The sequence below is a fragment of the Devosia sp. J20-27 genome, assembly GCF_055808595.1.
Map to the genome: position 1 here is coordinate 1,943,787 of NZ_CM147875.1, position 13,290 is coordinate 1,957,076.

13 protein-coding genes are annotated in these 13,290 nt (G+C 65.1%); 3 read left to right on the forward strand and 10 right to left on the reverse strand.

Annotated elements, in window-relative coordinates; translation table 11 throughout:
• Nucleotides 1–70: 70 nt before the first annotated feature.
• The 6 genes from flhA to fliF are packed head-to-tail and all read right to left on the reverse strand — an operon-like array spanning nt 71 to nt 7,268.
• Nucleotides 71–2,200, reverse strand: coding sequence for a flagellar biosynthesis protein FlhA (gene flhA / locus AC0L4C_RS09545; protein ID WP_473403402.1), 2,130 nt, complete (start codon nt 2,198–2,200; stop codon nt 71–73).
• The gene (flbD, locus tag AC0L4C_RS09550) at nt 2,200–3,570 is read right to left on the reverse strand and encodes a sigma-54-dependent transcriptional regulator FlbD (protein ID WP_473403403.1); all 1,371 of its coding nucleotides are present in this window, start codon (nt 3,568–3,570) and stop codon (nt 2,200–2,202) included. Before flbD ends, flhA begins: the two co-directional genes overlap by 1 nt.
• Before the next feature lie 9 nt (nt 3,571–3,579).
• Nucleotides 3,580–3,867, reverse strand: a complete 288-nt coding sequence (fliN, locus tag AC0L4C_RS09555) for a flagellar motor switch protein FliN (RefSeq protein ID WP_473403489.1) — start codon at nt 3,865–3,867, stop codon at nt 3,580–3,582.
• A 44-nt stretch (nt 3,868–3,911) separates the two neighbouring features.
• Nucleotides 3,912–4,568 (reverse strand): FliH/SctL family protein, encoded by a 657-nt coding sequence (locus AC0L4C_RS09560; RefSeq protein ID WP_473403404.1) that lies wholly within the window; start codon nt 4,566–4,568, stop codon nt 3,912–3,914.
• Nucleotides 4,569–5,633: a flagellar motor switch protein FliG gene (fliG, locus tag AC0L4C_RS09565; protein ID WP_473403405.1), complete on the reverse strand. Its 1,065-nt coding sequence runs from the start codon at nt 5,631–5,633 to the stop codon at nt 4,569–4,571.
• 12 nt (nt 5,634–5,645) lie between these two features.
• The gene (gene fliF / locus AC0L4C_RS09570; RefSeq protein ID WP_473403406.1) at nt 5,646–7,268 is read right to left on the reverse strand and encodes a flagellar basal-body MS-ring/collar protein FliF; all 1,623 of its coding nucleotides are present in this window, start codon (nt 7,266–7,268) and stop codon (nt 5,646–5,648) included.
• A gap of 153 nt (nt 7,269–7,421) precedes the next feature.
• On the opposite strand from fliF, the gene AC0L4C_RS09575 reads away from it, so the two are divergent.
• A complete protein-coding gene (locus AC0L4C_RS09575; protein ID WP_473403407.1) occupies nt 7,422–8,048 on the forward strand; it encodes a glutathione S-transferase family protein in 627 nt (208 codons plus the stop codon).
• A gap of 62 nt (nt 8,049–8,110) precedes the next feature.
• Here the strand turns inward: AC0L4C_RS09575 and sciP are convergent, their stop codons facing one another.
• Nucleotides 8,111–8,389: a CtrA inhibitor SciP gene (gene sciP / locus AC0L4C_RS09580; RefSeq protein WP_395819600.1), complete on the reverse strand. Its 279-nt coding sequence runs from the start codon at nt 8,387–8,389 to the stop codon at nt 8,111–8,113.
• A gap of 175 nt (nt 8,390–8,564) precedes the next feature.
• Between sciP and AC0L4C_RS09585 the strand changes: the two genes are divergently transcribed.
• Nucleotides 8,565–9,134 (forward strand): pyridoxamine 5'-phosphate oxidase family protein, encoded by a 570-nt coding sequence (locus AC0L4C_RS09585; protein ID WP_473403408.1) that lies wholly within the window; start codon nt 8,565–8,567, stop codon nt 9,132–9,134.
• On the opposite strand, the gene AC0L4C_RS09590 is transcribed toward AC0L4C_RS09585, so the two are convergent.
• Nucleotides 9,131–9,808 carry a flagellar hook assembly protein FlgD gene (locus AC0L4C_RS09590; protein ID WP_473403409.1) on the reverse strand — a complete coding sequence of 226 codons (678 nt, stop codon included), beginning with the start codon at nt 9,806–9,808 and terminating at the stop codon, nt 9,131–9,133. The two genes, AC0L4C_RS09585 and AC0L4C_RS09590, sit on opposite strands and share 4 nt — an antisense overlap.
• 9 nt (nt 9,809–9,817) lie before the next feature.
• Nucleotides 9,818–11,647 (reverse strand): flagellar hook-length control protein FliK, encoded by a 1,830-nt coding sequence (locus AC0L4C_RS09595; RefSeq protein ID WP_473403410.1) that lies wholly within the window; start codon nt 11,645–11,647, stop codon nt 9,818–9,820.
• Nucleotides 11,648–11,884: 237 nt separating this feature from the next.
• Here AC0L4C_RS09595 and mnmA point away from each other — a divergent pair, with 237 nt between their 5' ends.
• Nucleotides 11,885–13,036, forward strand: a complete 1,152-nt coding sequence (gene mnmA, locus AC0L4C_RS09600) for a tRNA 2-thiouridine(34) synthase MnmA (protein WP_473403411.1) — start codon at nt 11,885–11,887, stop codon at nt 13,034–13,036.
• 5 nt (nt 13,037–13,041) lie between these two features.
• On the opposite strand, the gene AC0L4C_RS09605 is transcribed toward mnmA, so the two are convergent.
• The gene (locus AC0L4C_RS09605) at nt 13,042–13,245 is read right to left on the reverse strand and encodes a hypothetical protein (RefSeq protein ID WP_473403412.1); all 204 of its coding nucleotides are present in this window, start codon (nt 13,243–13,245) and stop codon (nt 13,042–13,044) included.
• Between the last annotated feature and the right edge of the window lie 45 nt (nt 13,246–13,290).

A 13,290-nucleotide genomic window follows, 5' to 3' on the forward strand; every position in this document is an offset into this window, starting at 1 on the left:
GTTCGGGAGCGCTGACCATAATGCGCCAGCAGTCACCGCGTTCCGGCACCTTCTGGCAGGCAGCCTCCGCCTAGATGGCTCCGATCGTTTTCAGCCGAATGCGCGGGTGGACCTCGTTCTGGCTCATCACCACCGTCTGCGGACGGAAGCGTTCAATGATGGCGCGCACATGCGGACGGATGCCCGGGGAGGTGATCAGCACCGGCAGTTCACCCATCTGCGCGGCGTTCTCGAAACCCTTCTGGATGGCGACGATGAACTGCTGCAGGCGGGACGGCGCCATGGCGAGGTGGCGTTCCGGGCCGTCGCCGACCATGGCTTCGGCGAAGTCGCGCTCCCAGGTCGGCGACAGCGTGAGCAGTGGCAGGTTGCCATCGGGTCCCAGATTGGCCGCACACAGCTGCCGGGAGAGGCGCGAGCGCACATGCTCGGCAATCATCTGCGGCGTCCGGCCGATCGAGGCCACTTCGGCGATGCCCTCGAGAATGGTGGGCAGGTCGCGGATCGAGATACGTTCCGACAGCAGGGTCTGCAGCACGCGCTGGATACCCGACACCGAGATCTGCGAGGGGACGATATCCTCGACCAGCTTCTGCTGGTCCTTGCTGAGGCCGCCGAGCAGCGACTGCACATTGGCGTAGGACAGGAGGTCGGCGACGTTGGTCCTGAGCACTTCGGTCAGGTGCGTGGAAATCACCGTCGACGGGTCGATGATCGAATAGCCGCGCAGTTCGGCTTCGTCGCGCAGCGCCGGGTCGATCCAGGTGGCCGGCAGGCCGAAGGTCGGCTCGATGGTGTGCACGCCGGGCAGGTTGATGTCCTTGCCCATGGGATCCATGATCATGAGCTGGCTGGCAAAGATCTGGCCGTGACCGGCGTCGACTTCCTTGATCTTGACCTTGTAGTCGTTGGGCTCGAGCTGCATGTTGTCGAGGATGCGGACCGGCGGCATGATGAAGCCGAGCTCGGTTGCCAGCTGGCGCCGCAGCGCCTTGATCTGCTCGGTCAGGCGATCGGTGCCGGTTTCGTCCTCCTTGACCAGCGTCAGCAGGCCATAGCCCAGCTCGAGCTTGAGTTCGTCGATGCGCAGGCTGTCGGTGATCGGCGCCTCATCGGAGATCGGTGCGGGCGGCGGGTTGGCCACGAGATCGGCCGCTGCTGCGACGTCGGCGGTGCGCTGGTTCTTCTTGGACGACTTGTAGGCCAGCCAGCCCACGCCGCCGGCAAGAGCGAGGAACGGCAGTACGGGCATGCCAGGCAGGAAGGCCAGTGCGCCGACGACGGCGGCAGACATGCCCAGTGCCTTGGGGTAGCCGGTGAACTGCTTGACCAGCGCCTTGTCGGCCGAGCCGCTCACGCCGGCCTTGGAGACCAGCATGCCGGCCGCGGTGGACACGATCAGCGACGGGATCTGGCTGACGAGGCCATCACCGATGGTGAGCAGCGTATAGTTGGCGCCCGCTTCCTCGAAGCTCAGCCCCTGCTGCATCATGCCGATGATCATGCCGGCGATGACGTTGATGAAGGTGATCAGAAGGCCGGCAATAGCGTCGCCGCGCACGAACTTGGAGGCACCGTCCATGTTGCCGAAGAAGGCGCTTTCGGCCTCGAGATTCTCGCGCCTCTGCTTGGCGACGGTCTCGTCGATCAGGCCGGCCGAGAGATCGGCGTCGATCGCCATCTGCTTGCCGGGCATGGCGTCGAGGTTGAAGCGCGCCGCAACTTCGGCGATGCGGCCCGAGCCCTTGGTGATGACGATGAAATTGACGATCAGCAGGATGGCGAAGACCACGATCCCGATGACGAAATTTCCACGGGTAACGAAGTGCCCAAAGGCCTCGATGACATGTCCCGCGGCGTCGGTGCCGTTATGCCCCTCCGACAGGATCAGCCTGGTGGTGGCGAGGTTGAGGGCGAGGCGCAACATGGCGGCGATCAGCAGCACCGTCGGGAAGGACGAGAACTCGAGCGGCGCCTGGATGAACAGTGCCGTCATCAGGATCAGCACCGAAAACACGATCGAGATGGCCAGCAGCAGGTCGAGCAGCAGCGGCGGCAGCGGCACGATGAGGATGACGATGATCCCCATGACACCGGTCGCCAGACCGATGTCGGTCGAGCGCATGGTCTTGACCATGCCGCCGAAGCTCGGGCCCTTGGTGCCGGGAGTAGCTGGCCCGGGGGCCGAGAGGTCTACCATTATGCTGCGCTATGCCGCTGTTCGCCGGGGCCGGGCACTGAGGTGCCCTCGTCGGCATATTGGTTGAGCTTGTTGCGCAGGGTGCGGATCGAGATGCCGAGGATATTGGCGGCATGCGTCCGGTTGCCGAGCACGTGGTCGAGCGTATCGAGGATCAGGTCGCGCTCGACGTCGGCGACGGTGCGGCCGACCAGCACGCGGTTGACGGTTTCGGCGGTCTGCGCCAGCTGACTGGCGAGGCTGCCGGCATTGGCGGCGTCGGACAGGCCGGTGCCGTCGGGCATCAGGATGGCCTCTGGGCCGATGACCTCGCCGCCCGACAGCAGCACGGCGCGATGCAGGGTATTCTCGAGTTCGCGGACGTTGCCGGGCCAGCGCGCCCGCAGCAACGCGTCCCGTGCCTCGGGCGACAGGATGCGGCGCGTCAGGCCGTTGGCCTTGGCATATTTCTCGACGAAGTGCTCGGCCAGTGCGGCGGTATCACCCGGGCGGTCGCGCAGCGGCGGCAGCTTGAGGTTGACGACATTGAGACGGAACATCAGGTCTTCGCGGAACAGGCCGTCCTTGACCGCTTCGGCGAGGTTGCGGTTGGAGGTGGCGACCACGCGGATATCCACCGGTACGGGCTTGGTACCGCCGACGCGATCGATGAGGCGTTCCTGCAGGGCGCGCAGCAGCTTGGATTGCAGCCGGAAATCCATTTCGGTGATTTCGTCGAGCAGCAGGGTGCCGCCATTGGCTTCCTCGAACTTGCCGATGCGACGGGCCACCGCGCCGGTGAAGGCGCCCTTCTCGTGGCCGAACAGTTCGCTTTCCAGCAGCGCCTCGGGAATGGCGGCGCAGTTGATCGAGATGAAGGGACGGTTGGCCCGCTTGGAGCGGGCGTGGAGATACTTGGCCATCACCTCCTTGCCGGTGCCGCTTTCGCCGGTGATCAGCACGCTGGCATCGGATGGCGCAACCTGCTCGGCGAGCTGCACGACGCGCGCCATGACCGGGTCGCGATAGAGGAAGTCCGACGACTCCCGGGCGACCGCGGCGATGACGGCGGCGATCAGCTCGGCGTCGGGCGGCAGCGGGATGTATTCCTTGGCGCCGGCGCGGATGGCATTGACCGCGGCGGCGGCATTGGTCTCGGTGCCACAGGCAACGACAGGAACGTGGAAGCGTTCGGCCTCCAGCGCGGCGATCAGGCCGGGGATGTCGATCATGACATCGACCAGCAGCAGGTCGGCACCCTTGCCCGAGCGCAGGCTGGCCAGCGCGATCTCGATCGAGGGGGCGTGGGCAACCTTGGCGCCGCCGTCCATGGCAAGCTTGGTGGCTTCGCTGAGCTGGCCTTCAAGGGCTCCGACAATGAGCAACCGCATGACGCTCTCCTAAGCTGCCTTGATGATTTCAGTCATGGTGACGCCGAGCCGGCTCTCCACGAGAACGATCTCGCCGCGCGCGACGAGCCGGTCATTGACATAGATTTCGACGGCCTCGCCGACCTGGCGGTCGAGTTCGACCACCGTGCCGACATCCATCTTGAGCAATTGCGACACCGGCACCTTGGTGCGGCCGAGGACCACCGAAATGCGGACCGGGACATCAAAAACCGCCTCGAGATCAGCGGCGTTCTTTTCGCCGCCCTGTCCGCCGCCATCGTTGCCGGAGGGCATCATCTCTTCAAAGCTGATGCCGGTGCCGGCGTCTGTGTCTCCGGTGCTCATTGTTCAGTCTCCTCGGGACGCTCGGCGTCCTGATTGATGCCCCGGGCGGCGAGAAACGCCGCGATACGGGAGTCGATCTGTTCGGTGATGGCGGCGGTGTCGCGCACGAGGCCGCCGTCGACCCATTCGATGCGGCCATCGCTGAGGGCGATCTCGGGGTCGCCAAGGACCACCAGGCGGCCAGCAAAGCCCGACGTCGCCATGCGCGCCTGGGCGATTTCCCGCACGCTGTCGGCCAGCTCGCTGTTGCAGCGGATAACCAGATGCGGCACGCCGTCGAGCGAGCCCATGCATTCGTCGATCAGCGCCTCGATCTCGGCGGTCGGCTGGTGCGCCATCAGGGCTCCGGCGAGCTTGCGGGCAATGGTCGAGGCCAGCTCGACCGACTCGGCCAGATGCTGGTTGCGGGCGTCGTCGAGGTTGGCAGCCATGGCCGCAACATGGTCGGACAGCGCGGCGACGGCGCTGCTCAGCTGGCGGGCCGCCGCGGCGGAGACACTCTGCTCGCCGGCCGCGAAGCCTTCGGCATAGCCGGCGGTGCGGGCGTCGCTGACCTTTTCCGACACGGCGCTCTCGGCGACCATGGCATGATCCTCGGCGCTGCGGCCGAGGTCGAGGTCAAAGGTAAATCTGGCGGGCGATGCGGCGGCCATTTACGCGATCATCTCTTCGTTGGCCTTGGATTTCTGGATGACGATCTCGCCACGGGCGGCCAGGTCCTTGGCGGTCGCGACCATGCGGCCCTGCGCCTCGTCCACGTCCTTGAGCCGCACCGGCCCCATGGCCTCCATGTCGTCCTTCATCATCTTGCCGGCACGGGCCGACATGTTGCCGAAGAAGGTCTCCTTGACCTGATCGTTGGCGCCCTTGAGCGCCAGGGCGATGTCCTTCTTGTCCATGCGCTGCAGCAGCGTCTGGATGGCGCCGGCCTCGAGCTTGGAGAGGTCCTCGAAGGTGAACATCAGCGCCTTGATGCGCTCGGCACCGTCGCGGTCGTTCTCCTCGAGCGAGGTGATGAAGCGGGCCTCGGTCTGCCGGTCGAAGGAGTTGAAGATCTCGGCCATCTGCTCGTGGCTGTCGCGGCGCTTGGTGGTCGAGAGCGTCGACATGAACTCGGTGCGCAGCGTCGTCTCGATCTTTTCGAGAATGTCCTTCTGCACCGGGTCGAGCGACAGCATGCGGGTAACGACGTCGACGGCGAGTTCCTCGGGCAGGGCGGCGAGAACCTTGCTGGCGTGCTCGGTATCGATTTTGGAGAGCACCACGGCGATGGTCTGCGGGTACTCGTTCTTGAGATAGCTGGCGAGCACGTCTTCCTGGACGTTGGAGAGCTTCTCCCACATGTTGCGACCGGCAGGGCCACGGATTTCCTCCATGATCGCATCGACGCGATCGGGCGGCAGGAAGGACAGCAGCAGGCGCTGGGTGGTGTCGGAATTGCCGGCGATGGTGCCGTTCGAGGCGATCGAAATGACGAACTCGCCGAGCAGGTCGTCGAGCATGTCCTGGGTGATCGGCCCGAGCTTGACCATGGCGCGCGACAGCTGGCGCACTTCCTCGTCGTCCAGTTCGGAGAGGATCGGCTTGCCGAAATCGGGACCGAGCGCCAGCAGCAGCACGGCCGCCTTCTCGTCGCCGTTGAGCACGCGTGCCTGGGCATCCTGTCCGACGACAAGCTGCTTGGCCTGTTGATCCTGGGGGGCGGGCATCGGGGGCATGGCCGGGTCCTCCTACGCTGCGCTCGAGAGCCAGTCGCGCACGATCAGCGCGGCCTGCTTGGGGTTGTCCTCGACCAGGACGCCGACATTGCGGACCGTCTCGGCCTGGGCGGCGCCCATCGACTTGGCGTTGTCCATCCAGTCGGGGGGCTTGGGGCCTTCGTCCTCTTCCTCGATCTGGTGTGCCGCGGCGAGGCCGGGGCCGCCGATCTCGGCGCTCTGCGCCAGGGCCAGCGGCTTGGGCTCGGGCGCCAGCACCTTCTTGAGCAGCGGGCGCATGACGAAGAACACCAGCGCCATGGCGATCAGCAGGGTCACCAGCATCTCGGCGCCATTGATCAGGTCGTCGCGGGTGAAGTCGAAGAGCCCGGGCTCGGCGGTACCGGCGGCGGTAAGGTCGGGCCGGCTGGCGAACTGCAGGTTGGCGATTTCCACCTGGTCGCCGCGCGCCTCGTCAAAGCCGACGGCCGATTTCACGAGGGCCGTGATCTGGTCGAGTTCGGCCTGGGCGCGCGGGGCATAGACCGAATTGCCCTGCGGATCCTGGGTGTAGACGCCGTCGACCACCACGGCGATCGACAGCCGCTTGATGCCGCCGGCTTCGGCGACTTCGGTCTGGGTGATCTTGGAGATCTCGTAATTGGTCGTCTCTTCGGTCGTGCTGCCCTGCTCGGAGGTGCCGCCGTCGCCATTGTTGGCGGTGGCGCCGGGCAGTTCGTTGCCGACCGTCACCTGGCCGGAATTGCCGGGGCCGGTAGCCTGGTTGGCCAGTTCGCGGCTCTGCGTCGACCGCACCACCTGCCCGTCGGGATCGAAGGTCTCGGAGGTCTTGGTCATGCGGTTGAGTTCGAGCTCGGCGCTCACCTGCACGCGGGCTCGGCCGGCGCCGACGATGTTGGTGAGCAGGTCCTCGACGCTCTGGCGCAGCTTGTTCTCGATGGTGAGGGCGCGTTCCTCGTTCTCGCCGGCGGCGATGCTGCCCGGGTCGTCACCGGCGCCGGAGGCCAGCAGGCGTCCGGAATCGTCGATGATCGAGACATGCGAGGGGGTCAATCCCTCGATGGCCGAGGCCACCAGATGCTGCACGGCGCGGATTTCGCCACCCGACAGCTCGCCACGCACCGCCAGCACGATCGAGGCGGTGGGGTCCTTCTTCTCACGGCTGAACAGGGCGCGCTCGGGCAGCACCAGATGCACGCGGGCGCTCTTGATGCGGGCCAGCGAGGTGATGGTGCGGGCCAGTTCGCCTTCGAGGGCGCGGACATTGTTGATGTTCTGCACGAAACTGGTGGCGCCCAGGGTGTTCTGGGTGTCGAAGATTTCGTAGCCGACCTGGCCGCGCGTGGGCAGGCCGTTCTCGGCCAGCGACATGCGGATCTGGGTGATCTGGTCGCGCGGCACGAGAATGCTCTCGCCGTCGCCGCGCAGTTCGAACGGCACGTTCTGGCTCTGCAACTCGTTGACGATGGCCGAGGAGTCTTCCAGCGTCAGGCCGGTATAGAGCGGCGCCATCGACGGGGTGGAGGCCCGCATGATCAGGAAGGCGAAAAAGCCCAGCATCAACACCGCGACGGTTGCCATGGCGGCAACGCGCACCAGCCCCAAGCGGTTGAAGAATTGCAGCAGACTATCCACTCGGCACCCGGTCGTACTATCCAGATGGCCGCTACGCGCCGACCACCCCCATAGGCAAAAATTACCTACCTGATGGTAAAGAAGGTATTAACGCCGGCTGCAGAATGCGAGAAAGCGGCACTTCTTGCCGGGCAGGCTTAAGGAAATGCAAAGATGAGCGTCATGAAAGTTCTCGGCCGGGTTACCTCGAGCAATGTGCGCAAGGTGCTGTGGGCCGCCGACGAACTGGGTCTTGCCTATGAGCGGGAGGATTGGGGCCTGCCAATCCGCGACCCTGCGGTGCCCGAATTCCTGGCGCTCAATCCCAACGCGCAGGTGCCGGTGCTCATTGATGGCGACTACGTGCTCTGGGAAAGCAACGCCATTCTCACCTATCTGGGCCGCCGCAACGAGACGACGCTGCTGCCGCGCGATACGCAGGCGCTGGGGCTGGTGGAGCAATGGCTCTACTGGCAGGTGGGTGAACTCAATCCGCAATGGACCTACGCGGTGCAGGCGCTGATCCGGAACAATCCCGCCTATGCCGATCGCTCGCGCATCGACGACTCGATCGCCCGATGGGCGGACAAGATGCGGATTCTCGAGGGACACCTGGCAGGCGCCGGCGACTATGTCTGCGGCGACACCTTCACCATGGCCGATATCGCCATCGGCATTTCGGTGCATCGCTGGTTCCGGATGCCGGCGGTGCTGCCAGAGTTTCCGGTGGTGCGGGACTATTACGAGCGGCTGCTGGCGCGGCCGGCCGCGGCGCCGTGGATGAGCGAAAAGACCCCGTGAAATAGCGGAGCCCGCCGCGGCGAACCGGGCGGGCTCCGAAACTCTTGCGAAGACGACTTCTGTCAGCCTTCTCGGTAGTGTTGAATCCAGGTTGTCCGCAGCCCGGCAAGACCATGCTTGTCGATGGCGGCCTGCCAATTGAGAAACTCATCGACACTCAACGTATATCGATCGCAGGCCTCTTCGAGACTCAACAATCCACCACGCACGGCGGCAACAACTTCAGCTTTTCTACGAATGACCCAGCGCCGGGTATTCTTCGGCGGCAGATCTGCAATCGTGAGCGGACTTCCATCCGGGCCGATTACATATTTAACACGAGGACGCATCTGAACGGTCATCTACTCATTACTCAAACTGACCACAAACCAGAGCCTAGCCCAACGCGCTTAAAATAGGGTGAAGCGAATACTTACAAGGCGTTAAGACCGGCAGCCGTGCGGTGCCGTCAGTCGAATGGCGACTGGTCGCCATCGGCGACAGCGGCTAACTGTGCTCAAAGCCAAGGAGGGCAGCATGGCCAAGGACTATCCGGCGCTCACGGCGCACGATCGGGACTTCATTGCCCGCCAGCACATGTTTTTCACCGCCTCGGCCGCGGCCGGGTCGCATATCAACATCTCGCCGCGCTCGACCGATTGCTTCCGCATCATGGGTGACAACGCGGCCTGCTATCTCGATCGCACCGGCAGCGGCAACGAGACCTCGGCGCACCTGCTGGCCGATGGCCGCCTCACCATCATGTTCTGCGCCGTGGAGGGGCCGCCACTGATCCTGCGACTCTACGGGCAGGGGCGGGTGATCGCCCGCGGCACGGATGCCTATGCGGAGCTGCTGGCGGCCGAGTTCGCCGGGGTCGAACCGCTCGGCGCCCGCCAGTTCATCTGGCTCGACTTCGATCTGGTCAAGACGTCATGCGGTTACGGCGTGCCGCTCTTTGCCTACGAGGCAGAGCGCGACACCATGGACAAATGGGCCGAAGCGAAGGGTCCCGATGGCATCGAAGCCTACTGGCGCGACAACAACGCGACCAGCATGGACGGGCTGCCGACCGGGATGTTCCCCGCCGGCACCCCGCGAGCTTAGGCCCCGGTCGAGGTGCTGGTATCCTTCGAGCGGACGGACAGCACGGCCGACATGTTGACGCGGGCGCCACCGACGATCAGCACCGGCTCGGTGCCGGTAAAGTCGACGCCGGTGACCTCGCCGGTCATCTCGGTCGCGGCCGTCACCAGCTTGCCGTCGGCATTGCGGGCCTCGATCTGGATCGAGTAGGTTCCGCTGGGCTTGTCCTTGCCGTCATTGCCGACGCCGTTCCAGGTGAAGACGCTCTCGCCTTCGCCGACATTGCCCTGTTTGGTGTAGACCACGTTGCCGTTGGCGTCCTTGACCGTGACGTTGATCGAGGCGGCTTCATCGACGGCGAAATGCCAGCGTGCGGCACCATTGACCAGCTCGCTCTTGACGCCCGACGCGGTGATTTCCTTGCCGATATAATTGACGGCCTGTGACTGGTCGGCATTCTGGCTCGAGAGCATCATGGCCTCGAGGAACTGGTTGGTCTTGAGCTGTTGCTCGACACCGGTGAACTGCACCAGCTGCTGGGTAAACTGGTTGGTGTCCAGCGGATCGAGCGGGTTCTGGTTCTTGAGCTGGGTGGTCAGAATGCTCAAGAACGTATCGAAATTATCTGCAATTCCCTGGCGCGAACCATTGAGTGCGCTGGTCGAACTGCTGGAACCGACACCGCCGACAGCCATGAAAACCTCCTAGACGAACAAGTTCACGCCGCTGGCCGAAGCCGTGCCGCGATACAGGGTGGCATTGGGAATGATCTCGGGGGCCTCGTCGGCTCCGGATCGGGTCTGCGCGAAGGGCGAGCCATTGCCGCCCTGCTGCTGCGGGTTCTGCCCGTCACGACCGGACGGGTTCTGCCGCAGGGAAAATTCGAGTGTGGTCTTGCTGGAATCGAGCCCGGCCTGCGCCAGCGCCTTTTCCAGTGAGCGCTGGTCGCGCTGCATGAGGTCGAGCGTTTCCGCCCGCTCCACCGTCATGCGGGCCAGCATGTTGCCGTCGCCATCCATGTGCATCCTGACATCGATGCGACCCAGTTCGGCGGGGTCGAGGCGGATCTGAAAGCGCGAGCTGCCCTGATTGAACTGGCGGGCGAACTCGAAGGCCAGGTGGGGCAGGTTGACCTGCTGCTGGGGAGGGGGCTGATAGGCGATCGGGGCCGCCTTGGCGACCAGAGGTGCGGCTTCGGACTTGGCCTGCGCCGTAGCGGCAACGTGACTGATCTGGTTCTGCGCGGCGTCGGCGGCGCGTTCTGCCCGCACCTCGTTGGCGTGGGCAACGCCGCTGCGGTCAATGGCCTTCGGCTCCACGTCGGGTCTGCTGTCGGAGACGGCAACAGGCTTGGTCTCGACGGCTTTGGTCTCGGTTGCATCATCGGTGCCCGACGCTGGCGTCGCCCGGGTCTCGGTTGCTTTCGCTTCGGCGGTCTGCGCGGGCTGCGTGACGGTCTCGGGGGTGGCAAGGCTCGGCGTCGCAAAGACCTGCGTGCCGGTTGATGCCGGCTTGCTCTCGGGTTTCGGCGTCAGCAGCGCCGCGAGATCGGGACTGTCAAGATCGGCATTGAGCTGGGCGAGCGTCTTGGCGTCGATCGGCTGTGCCGACAGTTTCTCGGCGACAGCTGCGAGCTTGGCGCCCAGTTCTGGCGCTGCAGTCTGCAGGTTTTCGGCAATACCCTGGATCTTGCTGATCAACTGCCCCAGCGGCGAAGCCGGCTCGATGGGGACGGCCTCGGTGGCCGGAGCGGTCGTTGCGGTGGTGGCCGTTGCGGCAGCAGCCGGCGTCTTGTTGGCCTCGGCTGGCTGCCGGGGGTCGACAGGTGCCGGTGCGCTGGCCTTGTCGGCGGCCTTCAGGAATTCGTCGGCAAGGCCGTCGAGCAGTTCGGACTCGGGCGTGGAGTCCTGCGGCACGACGGCAGCAGGTATCGCCGCCTTGGCGATCTCGACCAGCGGGTCAGGTGCGGGCGTGGTCGGCGCGACGCCACCTGTGGTGGCTGCCGCAGTGATCGCGGGGTCCACGGCCGGAGCCGTCGGCAACACGATGCCGAGCATTCCGGCAAGCTCGTCGAGCGTGTCGTCGAGCTTCTTGCGGAGTGCCGGGTCGATCGGCTTGCCGCTCCTGGCGGCGTCATCGATGGCCGTGAGGCTGGAAATGAGACTGGAGAACAGCTGTTCGGCGTCCTTGGGCAGGTCCGTCGCAGGGGGCTCAGAGCCCGTCGCCGCCGGTGCCGCCAGCGTCACGCCAGGCTCGGCGTCGGCGGCGGTTGCAACTGCCGCAGCGAGGTCGGCGAGGGTCGACGCGGCGGTGTCGCCACCGGGGGTGTTTGCAGACGTTGTGTCGGACTTGACCGCGGTTCCGGCGGGCGGCGTCACGCCGAGGCCCTGTGCCAGCGTGTCGAGCAGCGCTGCGAAAAAGCCCAGCGGGTTGTCGCCCTCGCCCGAGGCGGCAGCAGCCGAGGCGGCAACGCCGCCCGAGATCACGCTGTTGCCCGGGGTGACTGGGCTGAACCCGACTGAGACTGTGGACACGCTACTCGTCCTTGGGAAGATACATTAATCCATTGCACTCCTCGCAAGCATCGTGCCAGACAACTTTATCGTTCTAGATCAAAGTGTTGAATGATTCATGAGCAGCCTTATTGCGTCGTTGGGACGGCAAAATCCGCCGTCCGTCGGCAAAAGCTGCCCAGTGGAGTTGCCGATCTGGCCCCCACGGTATAGATCAGCGCCCATCCGTCGGACCTTGACCCCTTCTGGATGAGAGATATGGACCTGAACTCGCTTGACCTCCCCAAGCGCCCGCAGGATACGCGCGTTGTTGTCGCGATGTCCGGAGGCGTCGACAGCTCGGTGGTGGCCGGACTGCTTGCCCGCCAAGGCTACGACGTCGTGGGCGTCACCCTGCAGCTTTACGATCATGGCGAAGCGACGCACCGCAAGGGCGCCTGCTGCGCCGGCCAGGATATTCACGACGCGCGCCGTGTGGCGGCCGCGCTCGGTATCCCGCATTACGTTCTCGACTATGAAGAGCGCTTCAAGAAGGCGGTAATGCAGCCCTTCGCCAACGCCTACCGGCAGGGCGAGACGCCGGTGCCCTGTATCGCCTGCAACCAGTCGGTCAAGTTCGTCGACCTGATGGAGGTGGCGCAGGATCTCGGCGCCGATGTCCTCGCCACCGGTCACTACGTGCAGAGCAAGCTGGTCGATGGCCGCCGCCGGCTTTACCGGCCGGTCGATGACAGCCGCGACCAGTCCTATTTCCTGTTTGCGACCACGCAGGCCCAGCTCGATTTCCTGCGCTTCCCGCTCGGCGGCATGACCAAGCCGGCGGTGCGCGAACTGGCGCGCGAGTTCGGTCTCGAGATTGCCGAAAAGCACGACAGCCAGGACATCTGCTTTGTGCCGCAGGGCAAGTATGCCGACGTCATCCGCAAGATGCATCCCGAGGCGCTTGAAGGCGGCGATATCGTCCATCTGGACGGCCGCGTGCTCGGCCGGCACGAGGGCATCGTCAACTACACCGTCGGCCAGCGGAAGGGCCTGGGCATCGCCGCCGGCGAGCCGCTCTATGTCGTCAAGCTCGAGCATCAGACCAGCCGCGTCATCGTCGGCCCGCGCGAGGCGCTGATGACGAAGACGGTCCGGCTGCGTGACGTGAACTGGCTCGGTGACCGGGCACTGGTTTCGCTCGCGGCGGGCAATGGCTACCCGGTCGAAGTGAAGGTCCGTTCGACCCGTCCGCCCTGTTCAGGTACCGTTCATCTTGATGGCGATGATGTGTTCGTGACGCTCACTGGCGGTGAGTATGGCATCTCGCCGGGTCAGGCCTGCGTCTTCTACGCCGACGAAACCGACACCACCGAAGTGCTGGGCGGCGGCTTCATCGCCGAGGCAGTTCCGGCCGCGCTGGTGGCCTGAAGGCGCTATTGCGCCTTCTCCTCCTGGGCGGTCGTCGCAGCCTCCTTGAGCGTCTGGTAGTTCGCCATGCCGCCCATCAGCGCCGAGGCCGTGTAGGCAATCAGCAGCGCTCCCATCAGCAGCAGCAGGATGCGGCCGGCGTTGAGTTTCCAGGGGCTGGTCGGCTTGTCGGGCGGCGGCGTGTCGGTCATGACCTTCAGATAGCACACAAATAAATCCTGAATCGATCCCCCAAGGATTTCCCTCGGCGCAGC

Coding starts and splice junctions, on each gene's coding strand:
- flhA (WP_473403402.1), bottom strand. CDS start 2,200: ATGGTAGACCTCTCGGCCCCCGGGCCAGCTACTCCCGGCACCAAGGGC.
- flbD (WP_473403403.1), bottom strand. CDS start 3,570: ATGCGGTTGCTCATTGTCGGAGCCCTTGAAGGCCAGCTCAGCGAAGCC.
- fliN (WP_473403489.1), bottom strand. CDS start 3,867: ATGATGCCCTCCGGCAACGATGGCGGCGGACAGGGCGGCGAAAAGAAC.
- AC0L4C_RS09560 (WP_473403404.1), bottom strand. CDS start 4,568: ATGGCCGCCGCATCGCCCGCCAGATTTACCTTTGACCTCGACCTCGGC.
- fliG (WP_473403405.1), bottom strand. CDS start 5,633: ATGCCCCCGATGCCCGCCCCCCAGGATCAACAGGCCAAGCAGCTTGTC.
- AC0L4C_RS09575 (WP_473403407.1), top strand. CDS start 7,422: ATGAGCGTCATGAAAGTTCTCGGCCGGGTTACCTCGAGCAATGTGCGC.
- sciP (WP_395819600.1), bottom strand. CDS start 8,389: ATGACCGTTCAGATGCGTCCTCGTGTTAAATATGTAATCGGCCCGGAT.
- AC0L4C_RS09585 (WP_473403408.1), top strand. CDS start 8,565: ATGGCCAAGGACTATCCGGCGCTCACGGCGCACGATCGGGACTTCATT.
- AC0L4C_RS09590 (WP_473403409.1), bottom strand. CDS start 9,808: ATGGCTGTCGGCGGTGTCGGTTCCAGCAGTTCGACCAGCGCACTCAAT.
- mnmA (WP_473403411.1), top strand. CDS start 11,885: ATGGACCTGAACTCGCTTGACCTCCCCAAGCGCCCGCAGGATACGCGC.